Source organism: Flexilinea flocculi (genome assembly GCF_001192795.1).
Lineage (GTDB): Bacteria > Chloroflexota > Anaerolineae > Anaerolineales > Anaerolineaceae > Flexilinea > Flexilinea flocculi.
Genome location: NZ_DF968181.1, coordinates 540476 through 561434, shown reverse-complemented (window position 1 = coordinate 561434; position 20959 = coordinate 540476). Strand labels below are relative to the sequence as shown.

Sequence of the window (20959 nt, the reverse complement as noted above, 5' to 3'; positions counted from 1 at the left end):
AGAAAACCAAAAATCGAAGGAGTGAATCATGAAGAATCATAGCTTGAAAATTATTGTAAGCATCACTGCTTGTCTTGTATTTTTTCTTTTTTTAGGTTCCGAAACAGGAATGGCCAAAGAAAGAATTGATATGGTAATACCGTATAACGGAGTAAATATTGATCTGGGAATTATTAATTGTGAAAAGGATGATCTTGACTTTTCTCCTGAAGGTTGGAAAGACATAAAGTGTTATTTTTGGATCAGACCAGATAAAGATTTGACAGTTGATAAAGAAGATATTTTTAGAAGTGTATTTGGTGAAATTGATTATGAGCTTTTTGTTTCATATTTAGAACCCCATGATCCAGCATCGAAAACGTGGATGTTTGTTACGACTGATGCTGGTGTGAATTATACAGTCCGTATCGAAAAAAATGATCTTGATTATTCTGATACAATTAACAAATATGGGGGGATACCAATTCCCGCAATTTATCCAAATGATTATTATTCACAAACCTTATCTTTTTATTTTACAATTCCTGAGGCAATGAATTATCAGAGTCTTGTTTTTCCAGGTATCAACCTACAAATTAGTATTTCTGAAAATATGGAACCGAATATTCCTGAAATCAAAAGAGAAATACTGGATGGTGTTCCTGATAGTATCATTATTGATGACATTCAAATCGAACTTTCCAACGATTGGGTTGTCATTCCTGAAGGTGAAAACTATTATAAGTTCAATTCACTCATAAAAGTAAAAAACTTGGATATGACCCAACAAAAAAAATTTAATATTGGTAAATTATATAGCTTTTATCACCTAAGAGCAAATAGTCAATTCGAAATGAAAGACCCTGATTATAATTTAGCCCCATTACAGGAAGAGGAAAGAGTTCTTGATTTTACCATTGAATTGGTTAGGAAATCTGATGAGATATTTCTAATCGATAAATCTGATTCAAATAAATTCTATAAAATTAAATTTAGAGTTGATTAACATTCAATTTTTCTTATCATTCTATTTCAATTGTTGAAAAATCATCGATTAAATAAAACGTAAGCGGTCAATAAGTCTACTTATTGACCGCTTACGCAATTTCTCTAAAAACTGATTAACGATATGGTTTAAGAATTGGACTCCTCAATTTAAAAAGTTATTTGGGAGTAAACCCGGTAATTATCGATGCATTTAGTTTCATGTTCTTAAAAGAGGAAGACGGGTGGACGGTTTCAGGAGCATTGACACCTTCTTACGAAGTGTTAGAAATTGAAAGTGTAAAAAATGCTTGGGAAATACAACCTTGTCCGGATGGATCGAAACCGTAAACAAGGAACATCTTATTGATCACGGAATCTCGGAAGAATGCAAAATCCTTTTATCAAGACTTAAAATAATCGTTTGTCCCAAATAAATAATGAATGTAGAGTATGTTCATTATACGAAAACCAAACATCGAAGGAGTGAATCATGAAGAATCATAACTTGAAAATTATTGTAAGCATTACTGCTTGTCTTGTATTTTTTCTTTTTTTCAGTTCCGAAACAGGAATGGCCAAAGAGAGAATTGATGGAGTAATATCCTATGACGAAGTAAATATAGATCTGGGAATTATCAATTGTGAACAAACTGATCTTGACTTTTATCTTGACTTTTCTCCTGAAGGATGGAAAGACATTAAGTGTAATTTTTGGATCAGAGCGGATCAGGATATTTATGAACTTGATGATTATCCTAATATTTTCAAGACTATTTTTGATAGAATTAAAATGATTGGAGAATATTTATCTCATGATGATTTATTAGCACCACTTAAACCAGAATCGGAAATTTTGTTATTTGTAACGACTGATGCTGGTGTGGATTATCCAGCTCAATTCGGAGTGGAGCAGGATTTTCACAATGAAAACCTATATGAGGGGATTCCAATTCCCGTTATTGGTTTTAATAATTATCAACCCAATTATTTTTATTTTGCAATTCCTGAGGCAATGAATTATCAGAGTCTTGTTTTTCCAGGAATCAACCTACAAATAAAGATTTCTGAAAATATGGAACCAAATATTCCTGAAATAAAAAGAGAAATACTGGATGATGTTACAAATTCTTTCACTGTTGATGATTATCAGATAGACTTAAGCAATGATTTTCTTGTAGACTCAGATCAAGAAGAAATACAATCAGTGATTAAGGTGAAGAATTTGGATAAGACAAAACAAAGATCTTTTGTTTTTGAGGATTATTTTCAACTTTATGATCTAAAGAACAATGAAGAAAAAGACAGGATCTATTGGAATGAATGGATAGATCTTTCATTGGCTCCATTACAGGAAATTGAAAAAGAAATTAAATTTGTTTATGCGGAAATCGATGAATCCTTACCCGAGGAATTGTATTTAATTCCAAAATTCGATTCGAATGTGTTATACAAAATTCATACTACTGAGGTTGTTGAATAGATCGAAGCTTCGCTTATCAATTCTTTTAGAATTGTTGTAAAAACATAGAATACATAAGAGCTATCTTTTATACTGGCGGATCTTAAGGTTTCGTCCGCTCATATCGATCATAAAATGGAAAGTAGCCGAAAGTCGCAAAAATAAGATTACCGAAAAGAATCGGAAATCATTAGTTTCCGTAGAGGAATGTAATAAATTCCTCTATGGATCATTTTTACAATTTTGTAAAGCTAAAAAGTTATGTGAATTTTGCCGATTAGAATCAGTAATTTGAAATTTCGACCGGTCTTTCGAAATATTGAGCCGCAATTGATTTTTCGACTCACCAGCAATTCCTGAGCCCGCTGTTTTATAAATGAAAAAACAGCGGGTTTGCCATCAAGGATCAATTCATTATTTTGGCGAGAGCATACGAGAAAGATCTTCAAGATTTGGAAAAATTCAGGTCAGATTTTGAGATGACAAACAATCTGAATACCGCTGCATTCCTGAATGAAGCAGAATACCAGAAATTACGAAGGCGCTCCAGAGGAATAGTGGATTTTTGGGTAAGATAGTTCTCACGCTTTACGAACGTAAGCGATCAATAAGAAGACGGATTGAAAACCTCTGATCAATAACGGATAATCCTCTCATCAGTAAAAACATCTAGAAAAACTCGAAAAACTGTAATCCGAGTTTTTCAAGCGAGAGGAAAACGAATGGAGATAAAAGAGGCAAAAAGAACCTACCGAATACAAGAGATGGCCACCGCTGTCAAAAGTTGCCATGAAAGTGGTTTGACAATCAAAGTGTGGTGTGCCCGGCATGAGATAAAAGAGCATGTCTATTATTATTGGTTGAAAAAAGTGCGAAAAGCGGCGCTGGAACTTGCTGTAGCTGAAAACGAAAACCAGGATGAAGCCATCGTCCGAGTTGAACTTCCGAAGAAAAAAGAAAAAAGTGAGCGTGGAATTCAGATCCAATATATGAGTTACATCCTGGACATCCCGGCCGGGGCGGAACCAACGGATATCATATCCGTGCTGAAAGCGATAAAAGAAATATGCTAAAGCTATTGGAGAATATGAATCATTTTTACGTGGCAACCGGCTACACGGACATCCGAAAAGGCATCGATGGTCTTGCCGTGATTGTAAAAAATAAATATGGGCAAGCGTTGGAAGAAGACAGCCTGTTTTTATTCTGTGGCCGGAAATCCGATCGCTTCAAAGGATTATTCTGGGACGGTACAGGATATGTTCTGCTATATAAACGACTGGCAGACAGCCGGTTTCAATGGCCTCGTAACGCGGAAGAGCTGAAACAGATCACGCCGCAAGAGTTCCGTTGGCTGATGGATGGTCTGTCGATTTATCAGGCAAGATCAATTCAAAAGACGAAGCAAAGAGATCTGTTTTAGAAGAATAAAGTTCAAGAGTAATTGAGGCATAAAAAGGACATATATTCCGTGAAAATTACTCGTATTGTGAGATAATTACCTCATGGAAAAGACCACACTGGAAAGGGAAATCCTTAAAAAATATCCGGGAACTTCGCCAGAGGTCATTGATATATTTCTACAGCAACTCAATACGAAAGATCACGAAATTGAACGATTGAATCAGATATTACTCAACTTTCAACGGAATCGATTCGGTCAGCACAGTGAGAAAAGCAAGTACGTCATCGCTGATAACCAGTGTCAGCCATCTCTGTTTAATGAAGCTGAACAAGAGCAAGACGAAAAATCACCAGAACCGACCCCGGAAACATTTGTCACTTTAGTCAAGGGACATGAACGGAAAAAGAAACGAACCCGGGAAGAAATCTGCAAAGATCTGCCTCGGACAGAAGTTGTATATGACGTACCTCTTGAACAGCGAATAGACAAATTCGGGCGACCATACAAATTTGTTGCTAAAAAGCGTATTCGTACTGAGATGATTATCGTTCCAAAAAGTTTTTCATTGGTCGATTTCTATACTAATGTCTATGTAAGTCTTGATGTAGATGAAGCCACAGGGAAAAAACATTTTATAGAGGCAAAAGTAGTTCCGCCTGTTATGAAGAACAGTCTTGCATCGCCATCAAGTGTGGCAGACGTGATGACCAGTAAGTACGTTGAAGGTATGCCGCTCTATCGCCAGGAACAGGAATGGAAGCGTTTAGGTATAAACATTCCACGAAATACGTTGGCAAACTGGGTAATTACTTCGACACAAAATTGGTTGATGCCAATTTATGATGCGATGAAAGAGTCATTGCTGAAAGAAAAAGCTATACACGCTGATGAGACGACGGTTCAAGTCTTAAAAGAGCCTGGGAAGGCAGCGACATCGAAATCTGAGATGTGGGTCTATGCCTCGGCAGTCCGGGGAACTCATCCGATACGGATTTTCGATTATCATGATTCCCGGAAGGGAGATTGTGCAAAAGACTTTCTGGATGGATACCATGGAATATTAATCACTGACGGTTACAGCGGATACAATAAATTGGAAGGTGTAACCAGAGCAGGATGTTGGGCACATCTCCGCCGGTATTGGCATGATGCAATGCCGAATGGAGCTACTGCAAAGAATTCTAAAGCTGTTGTTGGTTTTGAATATTGCAATAAACTGTTTGAATTGGAAAAATGTTTTGTAAATCTTTCGAATGATGACAGACGTAAAGCAAGAAAAAGAGAAAGCAAGCCAATTTTAGATGAATTCTGGTTATGGTTGCAGTCTTTCATTCCAGACAATGGCAGCAAACTTGCTGATGCTGTCAGATATTCTCTGAATCAAAAAGCTTACCTCGAAACTTTTATTGACCATGGCGAAATTGATATCAGTAACAATCAAGTCGAGAATGCTATTCGTCCTTTTGTGATCGGTAGAAAAGGCTGGCTTTTCAGTGATACGCCTAATGGTGCTACAGCCAGTGCTGTGGTGTATTCCATTGTGGAAACTGCTAAGGCAAATAGGCTTAATCCATACAGCTATCTTCTTCGCTTGCTTACAGAACTCCCGATGCTCGAAGAAAATCCATCTCACGAAGACATTGAATCATTAATGCCTTGGAATAATTTCATCCAACAAAATTGCGCCCTAAAGTAGATATCTTCCGTTCTTAGATGACGTTGGATTATTGATCGCTTACTTACGAACCGCAAGCCTGTTATCCAGCGGCTTATGCTTGAAGTTCCCGGAATCGTTAGCAGCAATACGAAATTAGGAAGAACCCTTTTCGAATTGCTGTTTTGTTACATCCTTTGTGAAATGGAATAGAATTATTGATTTGCTGAGTAGTAATCAAACCCACCATCAATTAGTGGGGGTTGAATGACTGAATAGATTTCGTTCGAAATAAGATTAATGGCTGAGATACCCGATCCGCCTAAATCCACTTTTTCAAATAAAATTTCATGTGATGAAGCCCAATGCGGATTATATAAATAATCTGCCCCAAGTATCTCCTTAACTACGCCGCTTTGTAAATCCATTACATAATAGTGTAATTCTCCGTGTGATGTTCCATCCTTTTTACTCGTGTTATATATGATTTGAAGACCATCAGGAGAATATTCAACATCCCGTGAATGGTAATTATCATCCTCGATAAACTTCTCAATTTTTCCATCCTCAATGTTGAGAAGAAAAATTGCACCCATGGCTTTTTGCGGTTCTTCAGGTTTACTAGCAGAAAAAAGAATTTTGCTTCCATCTAATGACCAGGAGAGAGAACCCGGGACTATTGCCTTTGCGATTTTTCTTACTTCTTTTCCCTCGATATCGCTTATCAGTATGGAATCCGGTATAAGAAAAGCGATTCGTTGACCGTCGGGGGACCAGGCAATTGAATAAGAAAAACCACCCCCTTCCAATGGCGATCTTGAATCCACAACATCAAGCTTAACAATCTGCTTGGTGGATTGGTCGGTTTCATCATATATATTAATTTCGCCTAATCCTGAATTTGTTGTGTAATATGCTATTTTGGTACCATCAGGTGAGAAAGTGGGACCAAGGTACTCATTTCCATGAGCAATTTGCCTTCTTTGATTGCTATCAAGGTCTAATATTTCAAGAGAATTGGGCTTGACTGTTTTACTTGCAACAAAAACTATTTTGCCGTGTAATTGGTTTGAAGTTATGGATTGCGCTAGAGCTCCAAAAGATGCAACGCTGTTGGAACTTGCCGTATTCTCCAGGTAATTACCCGGATATTTTGTAGTGATCCACACATAGGGATTCCGCCACTGTTTTTCATCAAGCATGCTCGCTTCGAAGGCATCTCCTAACGCTGGGCAGGGAAGGCGACCATGTTTGGTCGGCATTATGGCGCTTTCATAAATCCCAAAATGCAGGTGAGTGCCGTATTTCCAGGGGCCAATCGTTCCAATAGCCTCTCCTGCTGTGACGGTAGCGTTTTGCATCAAATCAGTGCGGATATGTCCATAAACTGCAAAGAAGGAGGTGCCGTCATTGAGTTTGTGTTTAATAACTAATGCTACGTTTTGATCCACCTGGGGTGTAGCAGTGCTGTAATCATCGTCTGCCCAGCCACCTGTGCTAACCCAATCCACTTGCCCATCTGCAATTGCGCGAACCGATGTATTTTCATCCTGCATGATGTCCCAGCCTATATGATAAGTTCCGGGACCGGCGTCATAAGTGTAGGGAGGCTTACAGGCTTGGCCCATGTATGGTCCCCCTGTTACCCAGTTGTCTGTACCAGTCGGCCAATAAAAACCGGTGGGAGTCAAGCTGTCATTGCTTGGCCTTTGTGTTTCGAGTTTATTTCCTATTGTGGAAGTGCTTTCAACCACTGGTTGAATAGGAGCTTGAGGAGTGCAAGCAGAGAGAAATAAAATATTGGTAATAATGAGTTTGATAAATTTACGAAACATAATCGTCCTCCTGATTGGTTTAATTGGGTCCGTCACTATCAGCAGAAAAAATGCACAAATATTAACGAAGCGCTCATCAAGAAAGGACAATCATAAAAAGAATAAATGTCTTGTGAATTAATGGAACACTTCGGACATTTTTTATGATGAAACTGATTTATCCTTGTCAATGATAATGATTTGGTGTTGACTTTATTTTTGAATAGTTAGAATCTGATTATTAACTTCTGTATATAAAACACGAATTTATTCAATAGTATATAAAATTATATACTTAATGCGAGTATCCAGCAATTCGAAATAAGAACATGCTTTTTGACAGAGAGAGAAAAAGAGAAAATGGGATTCCAAATGATAAAACTGGGAAATAAGCCAATTCTGTTTTCAAAATGATGTTATGTCATAATCACTTCGATTATTGACAATTCTCCGCAGGTTTACGCATTTTTCGATAAGTAGAACATCAAGTTTTTCAAGGCGCATCGACAACACCTGATCAATCTGACACGGTCGATTTGGCGCTTTTGAATGTGAAGCACCCGGCCTTTTGCGATACGACCAAATTTCCGGCGATGAATTTTTTGTTTCGGAAGACGCTGCAAAGAAAGGCATCGAGATTAAAAATACGGGCAGCTACGAACCGTTGGTCATCCTGCAGAATTTTGCCAACAATAACCCGGAAGTCCCGACGGTAGTTTAGACGTTATCGATCATTCAGCTGGAACGTCGAAAAATGGACTTTCGAAATCCGGATCATATATAAGAAAATAGTCTGGCTTTTTTCGAAAATCAGAAAAAAGTCAGACTCTTTTTATTTAATTTCGAGCTGATGATAATTTCCGAATATCAGCTCGATCTTTAAGAATTTTGGTTAATTTTCCATCTTCCATGATCAGAACACGATCAACAAATTCACACATCCTTAAATCATGTGTGACCATAATCCCGGCTCGATTCTGTTCGTGTATCAAACTCGCAAAGGTTTCCACAACCTGATAGGCACGTTCCGTATCCAGACTGGCAGTTGGTTCATCGGCCAACACCAGGCTCGGATTGTGGATCAAAGCTCGGGCAATCGCAACGCGCTGCTGTTGTCCGCCGGACATTTGGCCAGGGTAGTTGTTCAATCGTTCCCCCAAACCAAGACGCGCCAACAATTCTCGTGCCCGCAATTTTCCAGCTTTATCCAATTTGTTATTCAAGCGCAGCATTAATTCGACATTTTCTACGGCACTGAGATAAGGTACCAAATTGTTGGCTTGAAAGGTAAAACCAATTTTCTCTCTGCGCATATTGACCCGCTGAAAATCATCCAGACTGGAGAGATCAACCCCATCGATCAACACTTGCCCGGAAGTTGGTTTCAATAACGCGGCAAGAATGGACAACATGGTGGTTTTTCCGGAACCGCTGGGACCGACGAGAGCGACAAATTCACCAGAAGCCACATTCAGTGACACATCATCCACTGCAGAAATCACACCTGAATCGCTTTGATAAGTTTTAATTACCGATTTTGTTTCTAATGCATTCATTGTTGTCATCCTAAGATCCCTGTTATGAAGATAATCCCAAAGCTTTCAGTGGTTCAATCCGCACTGCATATCGAATGGACACCAATCCGCCCAGAGGTCCAATCAGCAACAGCGCAATGATTGCAATAGCTGTCGTCGTACCATTGAAAACAATCGGTACCTGAGGTGGAAAAAATAATGAGAATAAAAAGGTCAATCCGGCACCAATCGCTACCCCAATCATTGTAATCAGTGTAATCTGAATAATGGAAGCCCATGCTACAACCGAATTTGCTGATCCGATCGCTTTCAAGACACCGATTTGCGAAATTTTTTGCAACACCTGGATTTGGAAGAACCCCCCGATCACCAGGATACCAATGAATAAAGTAAATCCACCCTGTGTGTTTAAAGTGCTTTGCTGTGCGGAATATCCTGGCAGCGCTTGTATCGCTTCTTTCCGGGTTGCAGTTTCAACATTTTCGATTTTTTCTTCGATTCTGTCACGGATTATTTCTACATTTTCCGGTTGATCCACTTTGACAATGAAAACATTTGCGACAGGATCAGAAAAATTGATCTCAGCCTGTGATTTTGGTCGAATACGATCCCAGGTAAAAAATGGAACGAACAGCGATGGCTGCAGCGCATACTGCTGTCCATCCGTTATACCGACTACCTTCAGCGTGAAAACTTGATCCTCAGTACCTTGTGTTACCCGGATGGTGATGGTATCTCCAAGTTGAATATTGCTTCGAAGAATCACATTTCGATCCAAAATAACTTCATCAGCATCAGCAGCACTTAATTGGCTGCCTTCGATTACTTTTGGTTCGCCCACGTGACCCGGTTCAACTCCCAGCAATGCAGTTTTCAGAAAATTATCGTCACCGGATAACAATAATTGACTGTTTGCCGTTCCCAATAATCCGACATCAGATATTCCCTCTACATTTTTGATCTCAGAGAAACGATTCAGATCCAATCGACTGGCAGGAATTAAGAAATCAGATTTCGCCTGGTAAACAATCAGTTCACCGTCAAGCTTGGAAAGATATTCCCGGTTTCCATTACCCAATCCTTCACCCAGTGCAGCGATAAACAAAACCAGAAGTGTAATTAAACCAATCACCAGACTGACCAACAAAAAACGGCCGCGAAATTTCCAAATTTCTTTTACAGCCAGATAGGCAGCAATGGACATTTTTTTCATATTTTCTACTCCTGATCTTTTGAAGCAAACTGGCCAATGGGGCCTTCAAATGGCTGATCCCAGCGTGTAAAAAGAACGCCATGCAGCAACAGATCAATTGCCGGATGATCAGCAATGTGGTCAAAGTAATATGGTAATTCGATTTTTCCTTCTCTGCTGATGATAAATATTCCGGACATTTGCATCGAATCCTGCCCTGCCGGAGGCGGTTCCACCTTAAAACCCTTTTTACGTGATTCTCTTATTGCTCTCCAGACTTTAATGTTAAGAAATGTCTGGAAGATATTTCCGCGCTGCAATCCATAAGCTTTGTATGCTTTTCGCTCCGGATCGGCAAGACACCGGATACCTGGAGCAAATTGAGCAGCAAATTCTGCTGATGCTTCGATGGTTCCTTGTAAAACAATCACAAGATTTAATCCTGCTTGATTGATTCTTTCTTTTTCTGCATAAAATTTTTGCAGCATTTCTTTGCATTGTGTGCATCCAAAATGGCGTGAAAAAACCAATAATAACGGTCGGTTTTTCCAAAAATCCGAGAGAAAAACCGGTTGACCATTGGTATCAAACAACGTTAAATCCGGAGCTTTGGATGAAAACGTAAGTTGCTGATTTCTGTTCATAACCTCTCCTTATTGCAAAGGGTAATAATGTTTTGTGATCAAGAAACTTTTGAGAAAATCGGTAATTATTTTTCCCGAACTGCCCATGTAAACTGCAATAGCATTTGAATATGCAATGACAAATTTCAACACATAATCAGAAGATTGCTTTTCACGAAGGATCTGCTTAGACTCATCCAACATCCAATTATTTAAAACAGTTTCTTCAACAAGAATCGCATTGCCTGGTGTATTTTCCTTTCGAGCATAAGACATCATGCCCAAAAGCCATTCCAAATCTCTTTTTAAGAAATTCATATCTCCAAATTGAAGTGCAGAAGAAATTTGCTGATAAAAACGAAAATTCGCTGATTCAAGAACAGGCATCAACAATGTTTCTTTCTCAAATTGCTGGATCACAGATAGTTCAATTTGTCTCCGAGAACGCTGATAAAGTTCATTCACCTGTCGATAAGCTTCGTCAACTTGAAAAACAGTTGGGATTTGTTGAGGTGCAGTGAAATACATATTAACACGTTTGATGCTTTCCAATAAATCATCTGAAAGATAATAAGCCGGAATCCGAGAACACAATTCCGGTATATCTACGAAAATGCCGCCACCATAAGCCAGTGGCGTGGAATTTTTCAGGAAGATACTGGCTGCGGTCTGAAGCGTCGCGGCCGTATGAAATTGCTGAGCTGATAAAATCACCAGGTTTGGTTGAATTATTTTTACTGCATTCAACAACTCGCTCGTTGGAATACCAGCGCCCAAAAACACGGTTTTATATCCTTCTCTTCGGAGGAATAGATTCAACATCAAGATAGGAATCGAATGGCGCTCACCTTCGGGGCATCCCAGCAAGATTGTTTCAGAACGTGACGATGAGGGAAGAATTGAAATCAGTGTCTCGAGATGACGAATTACCAATGCTGCAATAAAATGTTCCTGCTGAACTGAAATCGTTCCCTGATACCACTGCGTTCCGACAAAATTCAAACCTTTTTGTAAAACATTGGAACATACACTTTCAATCGAACCGAGAGCAAAAGCTTTTTTAAGAACTTCGTCAGCCATTACCTCATCGAATTTTAAGCAATAATCCAACCATTGTGCCCTCAAGTCATCCATTGAATTTTCATGATCAGATGTTGAATTTTCTATAGGAGATTTCGAAATCACGACTGTCAACGGATCGTTGCCATTTTTCACGAATTCTTTCCAAATTTCGGCAGCACGCCCGATTCGAATTCCTTCACGTATTCGATTCTGAAGCCATTTGATTGTCTCGATATCATATTGTGAGTATAGTCGCTGCCCTCCCTTGGAACGTTCAGGAGCAGGCAATTGATACCGTTTCTCCCAAATGCGCAAGACATCGGCTGTCAAACCGGTTTCTTTCAGGACTGCATTGAGATTAAATAGCGGAACACGATTGATCATATTATTTTTTCCTGTCGTTCCTTAGTTTACCTTTTTGTCTATGTTTTGTCAATATATTTTCTGCTTTTTTATCTTTCGTCATCTATAAAACACGGCGCGTGTAATTCATCAAACCAGTAATTCCTCGCATTCGACAGGTAATTTAACGCATTATTACCATGATGAATCTTGTCATATTTTTGTCTATATTTTACAAACATTATATTGACGGTTAATTCCAGATCGATTAACATAAATTATGAAAACATTATGGTTATTGTTTTTGTTAAAGGACTGCCCTTACCAATAAGAAATCGGTAAAAGTGAAAACAGTAATCCAAAATCAGGGAAATTTTTTTATTTGTATAAATTTCAACATAAAAAAAGGAGAATCTCAATGAATCTGCTCATGATATTAAAAGGTATTGCAGCCATCGGCACTGCTGCGACAGGATTGTTTTCACTAATTAAACCAACCGCAATCGATAACTTCACCGGAATAATTGCCAGTGGACCACGTGGTATAACGGAAATTCGATCGATCTTTGGTGCGTTATTCATTGCGTTGGGTGTTGCACCATTCCTGTTTGGAGAAGATGGATATCGCATCCTTGGTTTAGGTTATTTGGCTATAGCAGCAGTTAGAATCGTGTTCATTTTTGTTGATAAATCAGCAGTCTCCTCCAATTGGATCAGTCTGGCAGTAGAAATTGTCTTTGGCCTTATTCTCATCATCAGGAAATAATATGACTGTACGTATCGTAACAGACAGTACTTGTGATCTGCCCGTTGAAATCATAAAAAGCCTGAAAATCTGTGTGGTGCCGCTTTATGTTCGGATCGGAAATCATGATTTTCTGGATGGGATTGACATCAGTCGAGAAGAATTTTATGAAAAAATGCTTTTCTATGAAGACTACCCGACAACAGCAGTGCCGTCACCGACAAAATTCCGATCCCTGTATCAAACATTATATGATGAAGGGGCGTCGGAAGTTTTATCGATTCATATTTCGACTTCATTAAGCGGCGTAATGGATATTGCCCAATCAGCAGCAAAAGATACTTTGGTTGTACCAGTGACTGTCCTGGATTCACAATCCTTAAGTATGGGAACCGGTTTTTTAGTTCAAAAAGCTGCCCAGCTTGCCCAGGAAGGACGAACGGTCAAAGAAATCTTACCCGTATTGGAAGATCAGATCCAACGAACCCATGTATGGGCTGCATTAGATTCCATGAAATATTTGCGGAAGAGCGGGAGAATGAACCGATTTGTCTCAACCATCGGAGATTTACTGCAAATTAAACCGATCCTGAAAATGCATCAGGGAATTTCGGGTATTGAAAAGCAACGCACCAAAAAGAATGCCATTCAACATTTGATTTACAAAATCGAATCGTTGAATCCTTTTGAAAAATTAGCCCTTCTCTATTCCGGCTCAAGAGATCAGCTTCAATTACTTCAAAGCCGAGTTACAGGATTGTTCCCTGAAAAGGAGATCCTGTTTGGAATTGTTAATCCGGTTTTAGGAGCGCACCTGGGATCGGGAGTTTTAGGTTTTGCTTGTGTGCAGAAAGAGACATAGAGACTGAGATGATGACCATTCAAACGATCTTCGGCATTAACCTGGCTGTAATCCTTGTCCTCATGATTATTTTGTGGGTGATCAGTCTTCTTATCAAAAATTCCAGTATCGTCGATATCTTTTGGGGAGCCGGATTTGTACTATCGGTCTGGATTTATTTTTTCCTGACGCCAAATGGTTTTCAGGGAAGGAAACTCCTCATTTCCATCCTTGCTACAATTTGGGGATTGCGTCTCGCAACACATATTTTTATTCGAAATTTCCGCAAACCTGAAGACAGCAGATATCAGAAATTTCGGTCTGACGCAGGAAAGACCTGGTGGTGGCGGAGTCTTTTTCAAGTATTCTTGCTTCAGGGATTGCTTCTCTGCATCATCTCCACTCCGCTTCTGGCTGCACAAATTCATCCTTCACCAAACCATTTCATTTTCTTCGATTTTCTTGGTGTCATTTTCTGGATGATTGGATTTTTCTTTGAAGCTTCCGGCGACTTTCAGCTGGCAAAATTCCGCGCCAATCCGCAAAATAAAGGCAAAATATTGGATACAGGCGTTTGGCGATATACCCGCCATCCAAATTATTTTGGTGACTCCATGCAATGGTGGGGATATTTTTCTATCGCAAGCGCTGCCGGCGGGTGGTGGACAATTTTCAGCCCGATTATCATGACGACATTACTAGTTCGGGTATCCGGGGCAAAACTGCTTGAGAAAACAATGGGACAGAATCCGAAATATCAGGAATATATCAAGAATACACCGTTCTTCATTCCCTGGATTCCCAAGAAGCGAAAATGAAACAATGAACTCATACTGTGGATGTTTCATAAGCATTTCTACTCCATAATGCCATAAATCCATGATTTTATAACCACGAGGACACATCCAGCAATTCCGAAATATGAAGCAAAAAATGGATGTTGTAATGATTTTGCGTAGAGCACAAAATCATTACAACATCCATTTTTTTGCTTTATTTGAAAGGTTCTTCAAATATTTTCGCAACACTTCATCTCTCCCAGAAATCTTCGATATGAAAACAGTAACGGAATATACGAATGATTGAATCGACACAAAAAAATGTACAATGGAGTTATAGGAAAACTCATCAAAATATTTAAAAATTGACAGACTGAAAACGCCTGATTTTTGTTGGAGGATATCAATATGACAGTTAAAAGTACGATCCTTTGGTGTTTAACACTTTTTGTCCTGTGGTTTTTTTCGATCACAATCATAGCACTGGCAGAAGATCAGACTGCAGCTGACAATCCTTTCCATTTGGAAATCGAACTCAGCGAAGGGCAATCACAAGCGCGTGTGACTACCGTGGAACCTCCCGCCACTGGAGTTTATCTGAAGCAAGAAGAGATCGATCAAATTCTAAACAGACTTCCAAAATTAGAGCCTTCCGGATCAGAAATTGTGGAATTTAAACTTCCTGAAGAAAGTCTGCTGCCCCCAACAATCGGAACAACAATCCAGGAACCGTTCCCGCCGCTTACCGTAACGCCTGTTCCTGAAGGGATAGGAAACGAGCCGCTGGAAGTGTTAAGGTATTCACCGGAAGGTGAAATTGAGACAGCTCCTGTTATCAGCATAACATTCAACCAGCCGATGGTTGCAATTTCCACTTTGCAGGATCTGGAATTTGAAGAAGTTCCGGTCAAGATCGAGCCGAATCTTCCCGGAACCTGGCAGTGGCTCGGCACAAAAACGTTAACCTTTCAATACGATTCTGAATCGATCAACAGGCTGCCAAAAGCAACCGAATACCAGGTTACGATTCCCAAAGGCACCAAATCAGTTTCGGGGCAGGAACTCCAAAAGGATGTGACCTGGACATTTACGACACCGCCGCCCGCCATCACAGAAATCTGGCCAAATCCGGAAACGCCGCTGTCTCTTGAGCCCATCTTCTATTTATCTTTTAACCAACAGATCGATCCGGCTTCTGTTTTGAATACCATTACCCTGCAGAGCGCTGCAGGAGAGGGAACTGTTCCAAAAACCTTTTCCCTTACTTTGGTTGATGAAGCCGAAATTACTTCTGATTCGCAGCTTCAGGAACACTTGAAAAATGCCGTAGAAGGTCGATGGCTGGCATTTCGACCCTATGAACCCCTGGAGTCGTCATCAAATTACTCCCTGATAGTCGGTCCCGGGACACCTTCCGCTGAGGGGCCTCTCGTAAACCAGGAAGTACAAAATTATTCCTTCAAAACCTATGAACCGTTGGCGATATCCGATTACTATTGCTACTGGAATAATGAAAGCTGTCCGCCATTCTCTCCGCTGACGATGGAATTCAACAATGAATTAGATCAGGAACTTTTTAAAGAAGAATGGATCCGGTTCGAACCGGAAATTCCGGGATTGACTTTCTCCACCTTCAATAATGTGGTGTATTTGCAAGGGCAGACAAAAGGCAGAACGATTTATACGGCTACCATATCTGCGGATCTGCAAGATATTTACGGGCAAAAATTGGGAAAAGATACACGGGTTACTTTTAAAATCGGCGCTGCAGAAAAAGATATTATCGGTCCCGATCGTAATTTCGTGACGTTAGATCCCCATTCCAGTCAGCCAATTTTTTCTTTCCATGCGATCAATCACGAATGGTTGAATGTTCAAATTTATTCTGTACAACCCTCTGACTGGACAGATTTTCAATTTTATGCACAGAATTGGCAGTATGAAGAATTATCTCCCCAGATGCCGGGAATTCTGCTGGCAGATCGAAAAATGAATCTTAATCTTCCGAAAGATGAGTTGACGCAAATTGATATTAATCTTCAGGAATTCATGTCTAGTTCGAGCGGACACTTTGCCATCATCGTCCAACCGCCAAAATCCTTCTTTGAATCGGATGAGGAGCAATGGAAGCGGTTTTATCAGACCATTATCGTATGGGTTCAAATCAGTCACATAGGTCTGGACGCATTTTTTGATCACAGTAACATGATTGTCAGGGCCACCGATCTACAAACCGGGTCACCGATTCCAAATGTGGAAATCGCCTCGGATAACGGTGAAGTATCGGCTGTGACAGGCGGCGATGGTCTGGCAAAATTTGCAATTCCTTCCGGCGCTTTGTATCTGACAGGTACATCGGGTTCTGAAACCGCGATTCTTCCGCGATCACCCTATTATTGGTACCAGGACGCCTGGCAAGCCTTGCCGCCGCAGGACGAAATCAGGTGGTATGTGTTTGACGACAGAAAACTGTATCGGCCGGGTGAAGAAGTTCATGTCAAGGGTTGGATCCGCCAGATCGGAGGCGGTCAGGATGGGGATGTTCAAGCCCCGGATCGTTCCATAAAATCGGTCAACTATTCCGTATCAGATTCACAGAACAATGTTATCGCCAATGGTCTTGCTGAAATCCACGGCCTGGGGGGATTTGATTTTGCAATTAAAATACCGGAGAATGTAAATCTTGGCAATGCGATCATTGGACTCACAGCAGAAAGCGTTCCCGAAGAAATGCCTGGGAAAAACACTTCGCATTCATTCCAGATTGAAGAGTTTCGAAGGCCGGAATTTGAAGTTACTGTCCAAAATGAATCCGCTGGTCCATTTTATATCAGCTCCGATTCAGAAGTTGCGCGTGCCATCACTTCTGTAAAAGCCGCTTATTATGCCGGAGATCCTTTAACCAATGCGGATGTCACCTGGAAAGTGACGCCCGTAATAACCAACTATGCTCCTCCCAATTGGCCTGATTATACATTTGGAACATGGAAACCCTGGTGGACTTTGGTCTACGATTACGGGGATTATGGATATGAAGATGAATCGAATCAATCGACCTATGAAGGGAAAACAGATGCGAGCGGTATGCACTACCTGGCAATCGATCTGGACAGCAGCGGTGATAAAGCAATCGATCCCAGTCCCTATACAATTTCCGCTGAAGCAACTGTGATGGATGTTAACCGTCAGGCATGGACGGATTCGTCATCTTTTATCGTTCATCCGGCAGAAGTTTATATTGGATTGCGCAGTGATCATTACTTCGTTCCAATGAATCAACCCTTAAAAATTGATTTTATCGTTACCGATGTCGATGGTCTTGTTGTGCCTGATCAATCGGTCGAAATGATTGCCGGACGATTAACCTGGAAAAATAAAAAAGGAAATTGGGTTGAGGAATTGACAGATCCGGTCACTTGTTCCACAATGTCAGGGAAAGAACCGGGTTCCTGCGAGTTTGAAACATCCTCCGGTGGGACCTATCAGATCACAGCGATCGTAACAGATGGCCAGGGAAGAAAAAATCAGACTCGCATCACGCGCTGGGTCTCCGGCGCCGGTTCCCTGTCATCCGGAAAATTAGTAAAGGAAGAAGTGACCTTGATTCCGGATGCAGAAATATATCAACCTGACGATACAGCATCCATTCTGGTACAGGCGCCGTTCAGTCCGGCTGAGGGTCTTGCCATCATTAACCGCAGCGGAATACTTTCCACACAAACGTTTCATATGGATTCGGAATCATATACATTAGAAATTCCAATTCTGGATACATATATTCCCAATATCGATATCGAAGTGGAACTGGTTGGAGTATCCGATCGGGAGCACGATGAGAGTATTACTGCTTCAGACCTTCCTAAACGGGCGGCTTTTGCCGGCGGAACGTTGTCACTGAACATCCCGCCATTGTCGCGATCCTTATCGCTGGATGTTACGCCCGATGTCAATGAGTTGGAGCCAGGGGAAGAGACTACGTTGACCGTATCTGTGAAAAATGCAAAAGGTGAGCCGATCCCGGATGCCGAACTGGCGATTGCGGTTGTGGATGAATCTGTGCTTGCTCTGACTGGATTTCAACTTCCCGATCCGGTTCAGATTTTCTATTCCTATCGGTTTCCTTCTTTTGAAGGAATTTATGGACGTGCCAGCATCATGCTCACCGATCCCTGGACGCTGACCAAACAGAGTCAGCAAAAAAGCATGGATCGGTTGATAGGAGGCCGCGGAGGAGGAGGCGGAGAAATGGCCATGATGCCGATGTTTGCGTCAGGGAAAGAAGAAAAAATGTTCGAAGGAGGAGAGGAAGATAAGACAATTGAGGTTAGAACCGATTTCAATCCGCTGGCAGCATTCGCTCCTTCGGTGCGAACCGGTTTGGATGGTACTGCCAGAATACCGGTACAAGTTCCGGATAATCTGACACGATACCGAATCATGGTCGCGGCAGTAGACCCGGATTGGAAGAAATTTGGAATAGGAGAATCAAGTCTTACAGTTCGTCTGCCATTAATGGTTCGGCCTTCCTTGCCAAGATTCCTCAATTTTGGCGACATATTCAAAATGCCGGTGGTTATCCAAAACCAAACAGCAGCAATAATGGATGTCATCGTCGCTGCCCAAACAGAGAATTTAGCGCTGCTTCATCCTGGAATGCGCGTCAATGTTCCAGCGCATTCAAGAATCGAGGTGCAGCTTGATGCTTCCACAGTATCTCCTGGTAAAGCGCGTATCCAAATTGCTGCTATCTCAGATACTGGAGCTTCCGATGCCGCGCTTGTCGAACTACCTGTCTATACGCCAGCATCATCCGAATCATTTGCCACTTACGGCATATTGGATGAAGGCACTACTGCCCAGGCTATTGACTATCCGGCCGATGTTTTCACACAGTTTGGAGGATTGGAAATTACAACGTCTGCGACAGCGCTGCAATCGCTGACGGACGCCATAATTTATCTGACAAACTACCCGTTTGAATGTTCGGAACAGCTTTCCAGCCGCATTCTGGCGATTACCTCGCTACGAGATATTCTTTCCGCATTCAAAGCGGAAGGGCTGCCGCCGCAAGAAGAATTGGAAGCAGCGGTGAAACGTGATATCAGTCGGTTGGCCGGTATGCAAAATTCTGATGGAGGTTTCCCAACCTGGCAGCGCGGATTTGAATCCAATCCATTTAACTCGGTTCATACGGCTCATGCCTTGTTCAGGGCTGCGGAAAATGGCTATGATGTCCCCGCTGAAATGCAGCAAAGTGTATTGGGTTACATGCAAAATCTGAAGGACCACTTCCCTGCGTGGTATAGCGAACAAACGAAAATTTCAATTACCGCATATGCACTGTATGTACGGGATTTGATGGGTGACCGTGATTCTGTTGCAGCCGAGAATCTGATCCTGTTCTATGGATTGGATGCGATTCCCATCGATGCCATTGGATGGTTATGGCCATTGATCGATTTACCTGATCTGATCAGTAAAATTCAAATTTATGTGATGAATCACACCGTTGAAACAGCGGGTGCAGCAAATTTCGTTACCGCTTATGACGATCAATCTTATCTGTTACTCAGATCGGATCGCAGAACCGATGCGATCTTGCTTAGTGCGTTGATTAAAAACGATCCGAAAAGTGATTTAATTCCAAAGGTTGTCAATGGTCTCCTTGCATCAAGAAATCACGGTCGTTGGAGTGGTACACAGGATAATGTCTTTGTTCTGCTGGCTTTAAATGAATACTTCAGGAAATATGAAGCCATAGAACCTGATTTCGTTGCGCAGATGTGGTTTGGAGATAGCTATGCCGGTAAAAATGAGTTCCACAATCGAACGACAGAACAACATGAAATATTGATTCCGATGGTGTATATCCTTTCAAAAACTGCCGGAGGTCAAGAAGATTTAATTCTAAGTAAAGAAGGTCCAGGCCGTTTGTATTACCGTCTGGGATTGAAATACGTGCCAAATGATTTAAATCTGCCTCCACTGGATGCAGGATTCTACGTTTCAAGGACTTATGAAGCTCTGGATGATCCTTCTGATGTCACACGAGATGCTGATGGAACCTGGCACATCCGTGCAGGCGCACGTGTCCGCATTCGAATATCCATGGCTGCAGACAACCGCAGATACCATGTGGCTCTGGTTGATCCGTTACCGGCTGGTCTGGAAATACTTAATCCAGAACTATCAGTAACCGGATCACTACCGCAGAATCCGGCAGACCGTTCCGGAAATTGCTGCTGGTGGCTGCCCTGGTATGAACATCAAAATATGCGCGATGAACAAATTGAGGCATTTACCTCATTGCTCTGGGAAGGCGCCTACGAGTACAGTTATTTCGCTCGTGCGACCACTCCCGGCTCATTCATCGTACCGCCTGCAAAGGCAGAGGAGATGTATTCACCAGAGGTATTCGGACGCTCTGGCAGTGATCTGGTCATCGTAGAATAAGTTCTTTAATCGAAGCATCCATCATCCTTTCACATTGTTATGAAACGATGATGGATGCAATTACAACAATCATTCAGTATTTCTTTGTT

The 20959-nt window shown here is 41.2% G+C and carries 16 protein-coding genes; 11 read left to right on the top strand and 5 right to left on the bottom strand.

The features are described from left to right. Positions 1-28 precede the first annotated feature (28 nt). The 6 genes from ATC1_RS07320 to tnpC all read left to right on the top strand — a co-directional run bounded on the left by ATC1_RS07320 (position 29) and on the right by tnpC (position 5526). Complete coding sequence (locus tag ATC1_RS07320; RefSeq protein ID WP_062279788.1) at positions 29-985, top strand: hypothetical protein; 957 nt, start codon at positions 29-31, stop codon at positions 983-985. A gap of 200 nt (positions 986-1185) precedes the next feature. Further along, the gene (locus ATC1_RS15080; RefSeq protein WP_269079294.1) at positions 1186-1314 is read left to right on the top strand and encodes a hypothetical protein; all 129 of its coding nucleotides are present in this window, start codon (positions 1186-1188) and stop codon (positions 1312-1314) included. Between the two features lie 142 nt (positions 1315-1456). Then, positions 1457-2446, top strand: a complete 990-nt coding sequence (locus ATC1_RS07315) for a hypothetical protein (RefSeq protein WP_062279786.1) — start codon at positions 1457-1459, stop codon at positions 2444-2446. Positions 2447-3147: 701 nt separating this feature from the next. Continuing rightward, the gene (gene tnpA / locus ATC1_RS07310; RefSeq protein WP_062279784.1) at positions 3148-3498 is read left to right on the top strand and encodes an IS66 family insertion sequence element accessory protein TnpA; all 351 of its coding nucleotides are present in this window, start codon (positions 3148-3150) and stop codon (positions 3496-3498) included. A gap of 14 nt (positions 3499-3512) precedes the next feature. Then, a complete protein-coding gene (gene tnpB, locus ATC1_RS07305; protein ID WP_172667732.1) occupies positions 3513-3848 on the top strand; it encodes an IS66 family insertion sequence element accessory protein TnpB in 336 nt (111 codons plus the stop codon). An 82-nt stretch (positions 3849-3930) separates the two neighbouring features. Further along, positions 3931-5526 carry an IS66 family transposase gene (gene tnpC / locus ATC1_RS07300; protein ID WP_062279780.1) on the top strand — a complete coding sequence of 532 codons (1596 nt, stop codon included), beginning with the start codon at positions 3931-3933 and terminating at the stop codon, positions 5524-5526. Between the two features lie 173 nt (positions 5527-5699). Here the strand turns inward: tnpC and ATC1_RS07295 are convergent, their stop codons facing one another. Continuing rightward, the gene (locus tag ATC1_RS07295; protein ID WP_062279779.1) at positions 5700-7319 is read right to left on the bottom strand and encodes a peptidoglycan DD-metalloendopeptidase family protein; all 1620 of its coding nucleotides are present in this window, start codon (positions 7317-7319) and stop codon (positions 5700-5702) included. Positions 7320-7866: 547 nt separating this feature from the next. Between ATC1_RS07295 and ATC1_RS14710 the strand changes: the two genes are divergently transcribed. Then, positions 7867-8019, top strand: coding sequence for a hypothetical protein (locus tag ATC1_RS14710; protein ID WP_201777255.1), 153 nt, complete (start codon positions 7867-7869; stop codon positions 8017-8019). A 115-nt stretch (positions 8020-8134) separates the two neighbouring features. Here the strand turns inward: ATC1_RS14710 and ATC1_RS07290 are convergent, their stop codons facing one another. From ATC1_RS07290 to ATC1_RS07275, 4 genes are read right to left on the bottom strand one after another with little or no spacing between them, the layout of a single operon-like run. Beyond that, positions 8135-8854 (bottom strand): ABC transporter ATP-binding protein, encoded by a 720-nt coding sequence (locus ATC1_RS07290; protein WP_152024255.1) that lies wholly within the window; start codon positions 8852-8854, stop codon positions 8135-8137. Positions 8855-8876: 22 nt separating this feature from the next. Further along, positions 8877-10046: an ABC transporter permease gene (locus tag ATC1_RS07285; protein ID WP_062279775.1), complete on the bottom strand. Its 1170-nt coding sequence runs from the start codon at positions 10044-10046 to the stop codon at positions 8877-8879. Between the two features lie 5 nt (positions 10047-10051). Next, on the bottom strand, positions 10052-10669 hold the full coding sequence (locus ATC1_RS07280; protein WP_062279773.1) for a peroxiredoxin-like family protein: 618 nt from the start codon (positions 10667-10669) through the stop codon (positions 10052-10054). 9 nt (positions 10670-10678) lie between these two features. After that, positions 10679-12094 carry a MerR family transcriptional regulator gene (locus tag ATC1_RS07275; RefSeq protein ID WP_062279771.1) on the bottom strand — a complete coding sequence of 472 codons (1416 nt, stop codon included), beginning with the start codon at positions 12092-12094 and terminating at the stop codon, positions 10679-10681. 376 nt (positions 12095-12470) lie between these two features. Here ATC1_RS07275 and ATC1_RS07270 point away from each other — a divergent pair, with 376 nt between their 5' ends. The 4 genes from ATC1_RS07270 to ATC1_RS07255 all read left to right on the top strand — a co-directional run bounded on the left by ATC1_RS07270 (position 12471) and on the right by ATC1_RS07255 (position 20870). Continuing rightward, positions 12471-12818: a hypothetical protein gene (locus ATC1_RS07270; protein ID WP_062279769.1), complete on the top strand. Its 348-nt coding sequence runs from the start codon at positions 12471-12473 to the stop codon at positions 12816-12818. Between the two features lies 1 nt (position 12819). Then, a complete protein-coding gene (locus tag ATC1_RS07265; RefSeq protein ID WP_062279767.1) occupies positions 12820-13659 on the top strand; it encodes a DegV family protein in 840 nt (279 codons plus the stop codon). An 8-nt stretch (positions 13660-13667) separates the two neighbouring features. Beyond that, the gene (locus ATC1_RS07260; protein ID WP_201777254.1) at positions 13668-14456 is read left to right on the top strand and encodes a DUF1295 domain-containing protein; all 789 of its coding nucleotides are present in this window, start codon (positions 13668-13670) and stop codon (positions 14454-14456) included. Between the two features lie 369 nt (positions 14457-14825). Beyond that, on the top strand, positions 14826-20870 hold the full coding sequence (locus ATC1_RS07255; RefSeq protein WP_062279765.1) for an Ig-like domain-containing alpha-2-macroglobulin family protein: 6045 nt from the start codon (positions 14826-14828) through the stop codon (positions 20868-20870). The last annotated feature ends 89 nt before the right edge of the window (positions 20871-20959 follow it).